A 13,003-nucleotide genomic window follows, 5' to 3' on the forward strand; every position below is an offset into this window, starting at 1 on the left:
ATTACTTTCCTTTGCCGAGACCGTAAGGTTTGTAGATATATTCTTGTACAGCGTAACCTGAGATATACCAATTTGTAAATGTCGATCCACCGGAGGTTCGCCAATCATTATAATGATAATATGCCTCATCAATGAATCTACCTTCAAAGGGATATTCCCAAAAAAGCGGTAGTTCCAAAGCCCAACTATTATTATCTGCTGTCCTGTAATATATTCCCATAGTAGTATCCGAAGCATCGTCAACGGTGTTAAAATAGCTATTATCAGCCATTTGGGTAGGTGGGTAGTTATTCAAATGAATTTCACGCCCGCGTTCACCATCAACAAATATAAACGGATTTAACTGCAAATCACTCAAAGGTCTATCGAATTCAATACTCAGGTTGATTGTGTCAATAGGGCTCGCTTGGTAACCTTCCTGTGTATTAACGGTTGTTGCGCCACCGATGGGCGAAATTAATGAAAGAACATCATCAAAAACGATGATGACGGCATTTGATGACCCCAATTCTGTTCCATTGGGAGATAGTTGAATATTACCTGTTGTAAGCTGACTCCCGGTTAAGTTTTTGATATTGCTTTCGAGTGTGTTTAATTCAAAACCAAAACCGTTATTTTTGTCTGAACCAGCCGCACGCACGAGCAACGTAATGAACAAATCAGTTATCTCGTTTGATGAATTGAACCATTTTTCAGTCTTGTAAGAAATTACAAGATCATTGAAATCCTTATCACCCATGGTTGGCCAATCATCTTCAATAGCCAAGGTTTTATAATCGCTGATTATAATATAAGAACATCTCGGATCACACGGAAATTCATCCCAATAATCTGGAATGCCATCGTTATCACAATCGGGTGGCGTTTCAACGGGCGGTACATCTGTCAAGTCTAAAGAATCTGCATCAAAGAAAACAACAATATCGTTAAAATCGTCGTTCATTTTTCCCAGATAATTATCTCGCCGGAGCTGCTCAAATCCCACAAATACTTTGTTTATGGCTAAATCTTTTATCATCACCATGTGCTGCTGTTCCGCAGGATCGACTACCTCATTGTATTGCGGATCGGAGTACAGTTGGTAATATCCGGGATCGATGGTGCTATTTGACAAAATGAAAGAATCGAAAAGCAGTCCCCAGCCAACCTCGGTATTTGCCGGAATGGTTCCCAAAGAAACCGTATTTCCGGGGAGAATCGTGTGCCACCAAGGTTCAGTCGGATCGGAAAAAACTTCATATTCAACGTGTGGGAAAATGATATTAAGGTTAATATCTTCCTCTGTTGCCGGCGGGTTGCCAACCGGATAAGTATAATACCCGAATGAATTTGGGTAACCGGTTCCTTCATGAAGAAAAATCACCGACAAATCCACTTCGCCGATTGTTACAGCGTTTGTTTCATTGCCGGTTGCCACATATTCGGGATGATAGGTGAATACGCTAACTTCTTCCGGCAATGCGTTGTTCAGAGAGATCAAAACGTCCGCAGGCACTGGTGTGTCCGCGGCTAGATAATCCGGCGTTCCGCGACTGTCCCATGTGCCCATGTAAAGGATATTTGGCGAATAAATGCTGGTATCGACGGAAAATTTTTTGGGTGTCTGTTTAAATGTTTTTTTGGCGAATGATTGTTGAACACCTTGCCCCAATCTTAAAACAGCATTTCCCGATGACGGGTTTAAGACCCCCGCATTTTTTATCCCGAAAAATGCGATTTGCATATATAGTTCGCGGATGTCAAACGGGACCTCGATAGTAGTTTCGAAAACGCCATCGTTTTCAGTAAATCCCTCAACAATAATATTCGTGGGGAGACCGTCATCATCAAATTCATTTGTGGATAAAATACATCGTCGATTGTTTAGCTGTTCCCCGGTTGGCAAAATGGCTTCAAATCGAACGGATAGTGTATTGTTTGTCTGGTAGGTAAACGTTGCAGGGATTTGGGGGTTATCGCTGCTATCATCGGTGACGAGTTTTTTACAACCTGATCCCAGTAAAATAATTACGATAAGTGCAAGAAAAACATCCCTTAAGTATCTCATGATTAACATCCGTGTTAAAATTGATAATGATTATTTAACCATATTTTTTATCGGAATATTGGGCAGGGATATTAGCGAGAATATAATATTGTGAAAGATAGATAAAAAAATCGCCCGATTTGGTAACCGGGCGATTCATCATCCGGTGGTTACACCGAGATGTTGCAGGGATGGTATGCTGGTATCTTTTTTTCTCGAATTTTTCACTGGAATCAAAATTCAGTGAACTGTTCAAATATCAAGTTAAACAGCCACAAGTTCGTGATAAACATTGATTAATCAAAATATTTTTTTTGAAATATTACGATGTCGGGCGTTCCGGCGCCGGCATTTTTGTGTGGAAATCGCTATCGAACCGGAATGCGTATTGATCGAGCAATTCGATGATTCTTTCGTATTTGTCGGATTGAATAATCAGCCCCGCATGATGGTGCCGGTTCATGCGCCAAACCACTTCCGGATCGCTATATGCCGTTGTATCCGGATGCTCCTGTTTTGCCAGCGTGGTAATTATTCCGCCGTAATCGTTGCGAACTGTTGGTAATTCATACATTTTTCCGTTTGGCAACGATTCCAGCCGTGCCCACTCCCGCCACAAATTGATGCCGCTGGATGCCTCAACCATCTCCGCGAGATGCGCCCCACCGACCCGTGCGGATGTTTCCAGAAAATAAAACCGTCCGTCCGATTTTGCTTTGATGTATTCCGTGTGCGAAACCCCGCGAATCAATCCCAACGAGTTGAGCAGTTCGCGATTGAGCCGGTTCAGTTCAACTTCGTCGGCGGAGCCGTGCAGAACGGTGTGGCTGCGGAATATGCCGCCTTCGTGGGTAACTTCCCACGGCGTTGCCATATATTTGCTTACGCGATTGAACAACACCTGGCCATCCACCATAATGGCATCCACGTGATACACTTCGCCGGGAATAAATTGCTCAACGAGATAGTGCGATTGCTCATCGCCGAGTGTGTTTACAAAATCCCAGAATTCCTGCGCATTGAACGCTTTTTTGATACCCACAGCCGACGCCTGCATCCGGGGCTTGATCACCCACGGTCCCGGAACGGCGGCAAGATATTGGTTAACCCGCTCATGATTCAGCACATGCTCAAACGGCGGCACCAGAATGCCGTCTTCGTGGGCTTTTTTGCGCATGGAAAGCTTATCGCGGAAATAGCGGGTGCGGGTATCGCCCATGCCCGGAACGCGCAAATGCTCGCGGAGCGCAGCTGCTTTTTCCAGATCAAAATCGTCCATCGGAACGATGCGGTCGATATGTTCAGTGCGCGCCATAAAACTGACGCCTTTGATCATGTTTTCGATATCCCATTCGTAATCCGGTTCGTCCATGTAAAAAATTTCATCGATGCTTTCGCGGGGCCAGTTTTCGTGCTCCAACGATTTTGCCGTGAGCAACAACACCCGGCAACCCTGCCGTTTGCATTCCCGCAAAAACTCCTCGCCTTTAAAGTAACAGGCAATGCACAAAATAGTGATGGGTCTATGATTATTTGACATCGGTGAATTCTCCGCCGCCGGTTTAAATAGTTGTAAATTAGTAAGTTAAAAAAATGATTTTGTTGTAAAACGATCCTGCAGATGTTGGGAAATTTCAAAAATTATCCGGTGAATTTGCCGCTGCGCAACCGCTGCGATTCCATGAGTTCCAGTTCCCGAGCACCGGAAATCACCACTTTGGCATCCGGCACAAAATTCAGTTTGTTATCCAGCCGTTCGTAATTCACCACGTTTAAAATCACTTTCATGGCGTTTAGACGGGCTTTGTGTTTGTTATCCGAACGGATGATCGTCCACGGGCATTCCACGGTGCTGGTGCGTTTGAGCATGCGATATTTCATTTCAGTGAAATCGTCCCAGCGATCTTGCGCCTGCAAATCCACTTCGCTGAGTTTCCATTGGCGAAGCTTGTCGTTTTTCCGGCGTTCAAACCGGCGTTTTTGCTCATCTTTGGTAACGCTGAAATATAATTTGATGAGGATTGTGCCCTGGCGAACCAAATCTTTCTCAAAACCGATCACCCCGTGCATGAAATTTTCATATTCTTCATCAGTGCAAAAACCGAAAACCGGCTCCACCATTGCGCGGTTATACCAGCTCCGGTCGAACAACACAATTTCGCCGCCGTGCGGGAATTCCGCAACATATCGCTGGAAAAACCACTGGGTTTTTTGCTCCTCGGTGGGTCTGCCCAACGCGACAACGCGATAATGCTTTTCATTCATATAACGGGTTACCCTGCGAATGGTGCCGCCTTTTCCGGCTGCGTCTCGCCCTTCGAACAGGATAATCATTTTCTGTCCGGTTTTTTCCAGCGTTTGCTGCATTTTGATCAGCTCCGCTTGATAGGGCTTAAGCTCCTTTTCCTGAAGATACTTACTTACTGCTTTTCGATACAGTTTTTTGTTGGTGATGGCGTTGTCTTTCAGGGATTTGTATTCGCGGATCAGTTGATCATATTCGATGGTTTCCCCGTCAATTTCCACCATTTTTGAGTTACTTTTTTCGATTTCGTCTGTTTGAAGTGACCCGTTATCCGGTTCCATTTTACGCCCCCTGTTACGTCAAAAATTCCTGAATTCTTACAATAAAAGGTTACAAATTAGTATTGAATATTAATCAAAAATCGGATGTTATCCAAAAGTTTCCATTTTGAATGCAAACGAAAATCTTTCGAAAAGTGAAAATGTTGGCAAGAAAATGGGTTTTTAGGATAAATGAATAATGGATCGCTGTCGTCTAAATGCAAACGACCCAAAAATGAATGTTACCAACGAGGTATGAGATGAAAAAATTACTGCTGCTGTTGCTGATGTCAACGGCAATTGTTGCCGGAGATTACGGAAGTGTGGAGGGATTTGTCCGCGCAAAAACGACCGGAGATGTGTTGTATGGAGCCAATGTGCATTTAGGAAAAACCAAATTCGTTGTAACTACAGATTCGCTCGGCTATTTCCGGATCGAAAATGTGCCAGTGGGTAGATACATGCTTCGGGTCGATTGCTTCGGTTACCATATGTTAAATCAACTGGTGAGAATTTCAGCGAATTCTTCTGTACGGATGGACGTCAACCTGATTGAAAAGACAATTGAAAGTGAGCGGGTTTTCAATTCTGACAAAGAAACACCACAGATGCAAAATAAGGAAAAAAGCGGGGTATTCGCTTTAGCGACTGGCGCATTTGAATACAAAAAAAATTCAGTCAAAATAGAAGATCTGTTCGGTACCGAAGAATATTCCCGGATTACCGAAAGCGGATTTCGGGAAGTGATTGCCAGTCCGATGTCCACATTTGCGGCGGATGTGGACGCTGCATCGTATGCCAACGCCCGCCGGTTTATCATGCGCAACCAGATGCCCCATCCCGATGTGGTTCGTACCGAAGAATTTGTGAATTATTTTGATTACGATTATCCGCAGCCGGAGGGTGACCATCCATTGTCGATCAACATCGAATACGGCGAATGTCCGTGGAACAACGATAACCAATTGGTTCACATCGGTTTACGCGGAAAGGAAATTGCCAAATCCGATCAGAAAGCGAGCAATCTGGTTTTTCTGATCGATGTTTCCGGATCGATGAAATCGCCGGATAAATTGCCATTGCTGAAAGAATCCTTCAAAATGTTGGTGGATAATTTATCGCCGGAGGATCGCATTGCGATGGTTGTTTACGCCGGAAATGCCGGGTTGGTGTTGCCCGCCACAGACGGAAATGAAAAGCGGAAAATTATCGATGCGTTAGACGAATTGCAGGCTGGCGGCAGCACTGCCGGCGGCGAAGGTATTCAGTTGGCATACAAAGTTGCCAAAGAAAATTTCATTAAAAATGGCAACAACCGGGTGATTTTGGCAACGGATGGCGATTTTAACGTGGGCATTTCCAACACGGCGGAACTGGTGCGTTTCATTGAGAAAAAGCGCGACGACGGCATTTTTCTCACCGTTCTCGGATTCGGCAGCGGCAATTACAAAGATAACCGGCTTCAGGAATTGGCGGATCGCGGAAACGGGAATCATGCTTATATCGACAATATTTTGGAAGCGAAAAAAGTGCTGGTCAACGAGATTACCGCGACGTTGTTCACCATCGCAAAAGATGTAAAAATCCAGGTTGAATTCAATCCGGCTAAAGTGAAATCATACCGGCTGATCGGTTACGAAAATCGCAGGCTGAACACGGAAGATTTTACGGATGACAAAAAAGATGCGGGTGAAATCGGCGCCGGGCATACAGTTACCGCGCTGTATGAAATTGTGCCGGCGAATGCGACGGTTGCCCGATCCGGTGATAACAAATATACCCAAACCGTCATCAAAAAGTGGCGTTCGATACGGACGAAGTCCTCACGGTTCGCATTCGTTACAAAGCGCCGGATGGCGATGTGAGCAAAGAATTCAGCAACGTGCTGGACAGCGCACCTCAATCCGTCCGCGAAACCGGCGAAAATTTCCGGTTTTCCGCCGCCGTTGCCGAATTCGCGATGCTGCTTCGCGATTCAGAATTCAAAGCGAACGCATCGCTGACATCGGTTTACAATTTGGCGAAATCCGCCAAAGGCAACGATCCGTTCGGCTATCGCGCCGAATTTATCAGTCTCGTTGAGCGCGCAGATATTCTCACCAAAAACCGGGAGTAGGGGAGTGATGCCATAATCCGGGGATGAAATTGAACAGGAATTCTTCGATGCGGTTTATGTATTTATTTAACAGTAACGCAACTATTTTTGACAGGATTTACAGGATTTACGTGAAAGTAGAGGCAATTCATGAATTGCCTCTACTGCCGTTCATTGCAAATCAGATCAAAAAATCAGCTGAGCAAATCGCGGATAAATGTTTCCGCATTTTTCCAGCACAATTTCTCAAGTTCATCAGTGCTTAAAAACGGTCGCAGATTATCGAGAATTTGCGGGAATTTCCCGGCGTTGTTGTGTTCGGGAAAGTAAACGCTTTCGCGATCCGTGCCTTCCAGCAGCGGTTTTTCGTAAAAGAAATCCGCACCGAACGCCAGCGCATCGCCTGCGCCGATTTCTAATCCGTATAAAATGTGATCGGTGATTCGCTCCGGCTCGGCAATGTCGATGTAGGGGCGCATAAAATTCATCCCGATCAGCCCTTTTCGTTCGATGACAGCTTTCGCCAACTCGTCAGGCAAATTACGTTCGTGATCGCAAACCGGACGGAAATTGGAGTGGCTGGCAATCACCCGGATGTCCAGTCCTTTTTTGTCGATGTAATTCAAAATGCCGTGCGCCAGTTCGTCACTGGCATGGGCAAAATCGACCGCGATTTTTCGTCCGTCGAGATAATCCAGCAGTTTTTCGCCATCCGGTTTTAGCCCGATATGACAATCGTTTCCACCGCCAAAACGGTTTTCGCTCCAATGGGTAAAACCGATGTAAAGCGGTTTCCCGCAATCTTTTATCATTTGCTCCAAATTTGCGAAACCGTTATCCAGCGATTCATTTTCTTTGCAAAATACCGTTGCGTTTTCGATAGAACTGATGACCTTGATGCGCTCACGCCAGGTAAAATCCGGTTTTCCGGAATTGTCCAGCAGCGGCTCCAGGTATGCTTTGAATTCCTTCAACATCCTGCGATACATTTTAACCTGTTTATCTCGCGGATCTTTTTTTTGCGGTTTGGGCGGAGAAAATATAGCCATCACTTGCAACCGCACATTGCCGCGCTGCAAATGGGGAATGGCGCAACCAATGTCGTCTTCGTTCATCGGGTCCAGCTTGTTAACGTAAGCCAAATATCCCGTCATATCGCAATGAAGATCGAAGATCCATTCCATTTAGTTGTCCTTTGGGTGTTAAGTTATTAAATATTAAATGCTTATAATTTTAATAAGTATGGTCTCTAAAAACGCAGTTCATAAAATAAGCAAAAAATAAAAAAATCGGCATGGGAAACTGAAACATATTTTTAAAACGTGCCGTAGTCTGTTGCGTGTCTCTAAATCAATACCTCCTCCTAAGCCGTCAATTTCTCCAGGATTGACGGCTCTTTTTTTTGGAGGATTTTCCCTGCAACAATGTTTAGAAAATTTCTCACAAAAAAACCAACTTTATCATCGATTCGTTTAATTAATCAAACTGTGGAGCCTTTTCTCTAACGGCTAAATTTTTTTACAAAAAAAATCAAATTAGCTTGTGAGATATAATTTCATGGTTTAAGTTGAACGGACTTTTAGATAAAAATGCCTGCTCCAACTCAAGCTTTCTCATTATTTACGCTCGCTCGTTTTGTTCCGGAGCTTTAAATAAACTACCCATAGATACTTTTTTAAGCCAAATGAACCATTACAACGAGAAAGAAGTCGTTCAAAAAATTTTAGATAATGATCCCAAAGCGATTGAGATCATTATCGATGTTTATTTGGAACGAATTCGCCAGATTGTTTTTCACAAGCTGGGACGTTCCAATGAAAAAATTGAAGATATAAAAGACATGTCAATGGAAATCGTATGGGAAGTTATTGTAAAAATTCAATCCGGTAATTTTGATCACGAAAAGGGCACGCTTTCCCAATACATTTATGGCATTATCAACAACACTTGCAAAAATTATTTCAAACAGCAAAAGCGGCTGCAAGTGAAACGGTTCAGTGATCACATTACGATGGAAGATCAGGACCCCAATCAAAATCTCGACAACATTTTGAGTATGCTTCATTTTAAAGATGCCCAACTGAGCGAGCGCGATAGAGAAATTGCAAATATCATCGAGCACGCACTCCGGCAATTGGATGAAAAGCATCGAAAATTGGTATATTTGAAATATTTTAAAAAAATGTCCTATGAAGAAATCGGGGTTTCAGAGAACATTGAGATTAAAAAAGTTAAGAGCCGGCTTTTTGAAGCACGGAAGCGTTTAGAATCGCTTATTTCAAATTTATTAAACAGATTTCCAAACATTTAAAAGGAATTAGATAATATTTGGAAAAGGATGATCAAGTATGTGTTTCTTTCAAAATAAAATTGGGGACATTGACATGCATTTGGAAAAGTATTTTTCCGGTGAGTTGTCCCAATCCGATTTAGCTGAATTCGAACTACATTTAATAGAATGCCCGGAATGTTTCGAAAAATTCCGAAATGCATCGAACTTTTGCAGGGTTGTGGACGAACGTGGCAGCGAAATATTCAGGGAGTTTCTTGACGAAAAGGAGTTTGATAAACATATATCGATTGAGAAAGATGCCGGCAATTCCCGAATCTGGTTTTCGTTGGCAGCCGCTGTAGTATTGTTATTGGTAACAATATCAGTTTTCTTTTTTGCGTTTCCCGATCAGAAATTGGCTGGCGAGGCATTCGAGCCAAATCCTTATTTGGAAGAGCTGGTTAGTCTGGAAACTGGTGCGTATCGATCGATTGAGGTTTTTAATCTTAGAGCGCCCAAAAAAGATCAGGTTTTCGAATCCGGAGAAGAAATTGTTTTCTCATGGAATGGGCAATCAAATTCCGGTTTTTCATTAAAAATTCTGAATAACGATGGCAAACAAATCGTAAAATTTCAGACACCGGGAACCGAATTTCAATACGCAAATACCCTCACAGCCGGATTATATTATTGGAAAGTTGAAGCCGGCTCAAATATTTTGATGAACAGGTTTTACGTCAAATAGAAAGTCTCTCCGCATCACTCTCACTCCCTCCCGTTGCTTACCTCCGATGCAAAGCAATCCAAAGCGGGAGGGATGAGAGCTTTTTTTCTCCAATAATTCACTTACCGCAAACCATTATTTACAAAAAAAATTAATATCACAAGAAAAAAACTTGAACATTGTTCAAAATTGTTGTAAGTTGAAATTGAACACTGTTCAAGCGTCGAACGGGTAATTCAAACCATAGGGATTGACATGGCTATTGCTGTCAAAAATAATTTGCGTCGACAAATTCTGGATGCGACCCGGGAGTTGTTGGTAGAACGCGGCTTAACACAACTTTCTGTCAGAATGATCGCCAGTGCGGTTGGTTGCAGTGTCGGAACGATTTATACTTATTTCGAAAATAAGGATATTTTGATCCATTCACTGATCGAAGAAGGGTTCGACAGGCTGGTAGAATCACAGACGTCTATCGCTGAGGCAGTAACAGACCCGATGGAGCGGTTGAAGGCATTATGCCGGAATTATGTCCGTTTTGGGTTAAATAATCCCGAATATTACGAAATTATGTATCATTTGAACCCGGAACGGATGGCGCGATACCCGGCTGAAAAATATCGTAAAGCGCGGCGAAGTCTGGAAGTGTTGGCACGTGCATTGGAAGACGGCAGCAATACCGGAAATATGCAGGTTCACGAGCCATATCTTGGGGCTCATATTATTTGGTCGATGTTGCACGGTTTGGTAACGCTGATCCAGTTTCAGCGGGTTGATGTAAAAATAGATCAGGATGAGTTGATTGAGCAGGCGATCCAGCAATCCGTTTTAATTAAAACGGTGTAAAAAAAATTTACTTACAAATTGAACGCTGTTCATTGTTTTAAAAAGAGAGCATGTTTAAAATAAAATTGTCTTTTATGTAAAAAAATCAGGAGGTCTTCATTATGCCAGCAACGGGTGGATTTTTACCCTTTCGCAAAGCGGCGGTTTTAGGCGCAGGTGTGATGGGTGCGCAGATTGCCGCACATCTGGCAAATGCCGGTTTGCAAGTTGTTTTACTGGATATTCCCGCCAAAGAGGGCAACAAAAACAGCGTTGTTGAAAGCGCTTTTGCAAAAATCAAAAAACTGAAACCGGCGCCGTTTGCAAATAAAAGTGCAATCGACCGGATTCAACTGGGAAATTTTGATGAACATTTACATTTGTTAAAAGATGTTGAATGGGTGATCGAAGCGGTTATTGAATATTTGCCAATCAAACAACAGTTGATGGCAAAAGTGGAAGCCGCCGTCGGCAAAAATGCAATTATTGCCACCAATACCAGCGGTCTGCCGATCGCCCAAATTGCAGAAGGCAGATCCGAAGATTTCCGCAAAAGATTTTTGGGTACCCACTTTTTTAACCCGCCCCGCTATATGAAATTACTCGAATTGATTCCCACACCGGATACGAATCCGGAGATTCTCGCTAAAATCGAGTGGTTTGGTCGGGTGCATTTGGGAAAAAGTATTGTCATTGCGAAAGATACGCCAAATTTTATCGCAAACCGGGTTGGTGTTTACGCAACCATGCAAGCGATGCGGTATTTTACTGATGGCGATTATTCGATCGAAGAAATCGATGCGCTGACCGGGCCGCTCATTGGACACCCGAAATCTGCAACGTTCCGTACGGCGGATGTCGTCGGTTTGGACACGCTGAAATATGTTGCCGATAACCTTTACGAAGCACTGCCCAATGAGAAAAATCGGGAAAAATTGAAATCGCCGGAATTGCTCGGCAAAATGGTTGAAAACAAAATTCTGGGACAAAAATCCGGTGCCGGATTTTACAAAAAAGCCGGCAAAAACATTCTTTCGATCAATAAAAATACTTATCAATATGAGCCGGCCCAAGCGATGGATTTAGGCGATTTGGAAGCCTTTCGCAATGCCGGAAAATTGCCGGATCGCATTCGGGCGCTGTACAATGATTCGGGTCGCGCCGGAACATTCACCCGCGAAACACTGCTGGATTTGATGGGTTATTGCGCCAATTGCGTGCCGGAAATCGCGGACAATCCCGCTGATATCGACAAAGCGATTCGCTGGGGTTTTGTCTGGGATATGGGTCCGTTCGAAACATGGGACGCTCTCGGATTTGACAGAGTGCTTGCAGATATGCAAGAGCACGGCATCGATATTCCCGATTGGGTGAAAGATATGCAAAAAAATGGTGCGAAATCTTTCTATCGTTCGGAAAACGGTGGTTTGGCAGCATATGTTCCGGGCAGCGGATACATTGCGGAACCGGTATTTTCCGATGAAATTCATATTCCCCAAATCCTTTCCGGTAAAAATAATATTGTGTTCGAACGCAAGGAAGCCGCGCTGCTGGACATGGGCGATGGTGTTGCATTGTATGAATTTCGCTCCAAAGCAAACTCTCTGGGCACGGACGTTGTGCAGGGCATTTTGCAAGCCATCGGGACAGTGGAAAAAGGCAATTTCCGCGGATTGGTAATCGGCAACGAAGGCAAAAATTTCTCGGTTGGCGCCAATCTCGGCGAAGCTGCATTTGCGTTACAAGCCGGTAAATTTGATCTGGTGGAAGGTGCAGTTGTCGGATTTCAGGAGATGATTAAAGCGATCAGATACGCCCGTAAACCGGTGGTGACCGCGTTGCACGGCATGGCGCTCGGCGGTGCCTGCGAAATCGCGATGGCCAGCACCAACGTGGTAGCCGCGCTGGAAACATATATCGGGTTGGTGGAACTCGGCGCCGGATTGATTCCGGCCGGTTGCGGCACAACCCACATGGCAGCATGGGCCGCCAATCGCGCCGCAAACGAATTCCCGAGCCAGGTGCAGGAATTTGTGGCGAAAGCATTTGAAAATATCGCCACGGCAAAAGTGGCAACCAGTGCGTTCGAAGCGATCGAAATGGGTTATCTCGGTGCGCAAACGCGAGTTGTTATGCATGCGGATCGCCGGTTGTTTGTGGCAAAAGAGGAAGTGCTGCGGCTCGCCAATCAGGGATACGCACCGCCACCGGTTCGCCAGATTTATGTGCTAGGTGCAGATGGACGCGCTGCGCTGGAAACCGCTGCATATCTGATGCAGCAGGCGCATTTCGCAACGGAATACGATCGCTATCTCGCCAATCGATTGGCGTGGATTATGACCGGCGGCGACATCACCATGCCTGCCACAGTGGACGAACAATATCTCTACGATCTCGAACGCGAAGTGTTTTTGGAGCTGCTACAACAGAAAAAAACGCATGAGCGAATTCACAGCATTCTAACCACAAACAAGCCGTTACGAAACTGATGTAAAC

General features: G+C 44.4%; 8 protein-coding genes and 1 pseudogene. 5 read left to right on the forward strand and 4 right to left on the reverse strand.

What is annotated here, in order from left to right:
* Position 1: 1 nt before the first annotated feature.
* The 3 genes from H6629_20515 to ppk2 form a co-directional block, all read right to left on the reverse strand.
* Positions 2-2,047 carry an LruC domain-containing protein gene (locus H6629_20515; protein MCB9070167.1) on the reverse strand — a complete coding sequence of 682 codons (2,046 nt, stop codon included), beginning with the start codon at positions 2,045-2,047 and terminating at the stop codon, positions 2-4.
* A 301-nt stretch (positions 2,048-2,348) separates the two neighbouring features.
* Positions 2,349-3,566: an ATP-grasp domain-containing protein gene (locus H6629_20520; GenBank protein ID MCB9070168.1), complete on the reverse strand. Its 1,218-nt coding sequence runs from the start codon at positions 3,564-3,566 to the stop codon at positions 2,349-2,351.
* A 101-nt stretch (positions 3,567-3,667) separates the two neighbouring features.
* Positions 3,668-4,555, reverse strand: a complete 888-nt coding sequence (gene ppk2, locus H6629_20525; protein MCB9070169.1) for a polyphosphate kinase 2 — start codon at positions 4,553-4,555, stop codon at positions 3,668-3,670.
* A gap of 323 nt (positions 4,556-4,878) precedes the next feature.
* On the opposite strand from ppk2, the pseudogene H6629_20530 reads away from it, so the two are divergent.
* Positions 4,879-6,707, forward strand: a pseudogene (locus H6629_20530) (von Willebrand factor type A domain-containing protein).
* Between the two features lie 173 nt (positions 6,708-6,880).
* Here H6629_20530 and H6629_20535 read toward each other — a convergent pair.
* The gene (locus H6629_20535; GenBank protein MCB9070170.1) at positions 6,881-7,870 is read right to left on the reverse strand and encodes a membrane dipeptidase; all 990 of its coding nucleotides are present in this window, start codon (positions 7,868-7,870) and stop codon (positions 6,881-6,883) included.
* 383 nt (positions 7,871-8,253) lie between these two features.
* Between H6629_20535 and H6629_20540 the strand changes: the two genes are divergently transcribed.
* From H6629_20540 to H6629_20555, 4 genes are all read left to right on the forward strand, one after another.
* Positions 8,254-8,997: a sigma-70 family RNA polymerase sigma factor gene (locus H6629_20540; GenBank protein ID MCB9070171.1), complete on the forward strand. Its 744-nt coding sequence runs from the start codon at positions 8,254-8,256 to the stop codon at positions 8,995-8,997.
* 73 nt (positions 8,998-9,070) lie between these two features.
* Positions 9,071-9,703, forward strand: a complete 633-nt coding sequence (locus H6629_20545; GenBank protein ID MCB9070172.1) for a T9SS type A sorting domain-containing protein — start codon at positions 9,071-9,073, stop codon at positions 9,701-9,703.
* A 234-nt stretch (positions 9,704-9,937) separates the two neighbouring features.
* Entirely contained in the window at positions 9,938-10,528 is a 591-nt protein-coding gene (locus H6629_20550; protein ID MCB9070173.1) for a TetR/AcrR family transcriptional regulator, read from the forward strand.
* A gap of 101 nt (positions 10,529-10,629) precedes the next feature.
* Entirely contained in the window at positions 10,630-12,996 is a 2,367-nt protein-coding gene (locus tag H6629_20555) for a 3-hydroxyacyl-CoA dehydrogenase/enoyl-CoA hydratase family protein (GenBank protein ID MCB9070174.1), read from the forward strand.
* Positions 12,997-13,003 lie beyond the last annotated feature (7 nt).

This window comes from Calditrichia bacterium, from assembly GCA_020634975.1.
Classification (GTDB): domain Bacteria; phylum Calditrichota; class Calditrichia; order RBG-13-44-9; family J075; genus JACKAQ01.

What these genes read in the sequence shown, in the direction of transcription:
- H6629_20545 (MCB9070172.1), top strand. Translation starts at nt 9,071, where the DNA reads ATGCATTTGGAAAAGTATTTTTCCGGTGAGTTGTCCCAATCCGATTTA.
- H6629_20515 (MCB9070167.1), bottom strand. Translation starts at nt 2,047, where the DNA reads ATGAGATACTTAAGGGATGTTTTTCTTGCACTTATCGTAATTATTTTA.
- H6629_20535 (MCB9070170.1), bottom strand. Translation starts at nt 7,870, where the DNA reads ATGGAATGGATCTTCGATCTTCATTGCGATATGACGGGATATTTGGCT.
- H6629_20520 (MCB9070168.1), bottom strand. Translation starts at nt 3,566, where the DNA reads ATGTCAAATAATCATAGACCCATCACTATTTTGTGCATTGCCTGTTAC.
- H6629_20555 (MCB9070174.1), top strand. Translation starts at nt 10,630, where the DNA reads ATGCCAGCAACGGGTGGATTTTTACCCTTTCGCAAAGCGGCGGTTTTA.
- ppk2 (MCB9070169.1), bottom strand. Translation starts at nt 4,555, where the DNA reads ATGGTGGAAATTGACGGGGAAACCATCGAATATGATCAACTGATCCGC.
- H6629_20550 (MCB9070173.1), top strand. Translation starts at nt 9,938, where the DNA reads ATGGCTATTGCTGTCAAAAATAATTTGCGTCGACAAATTCTGGATGCG.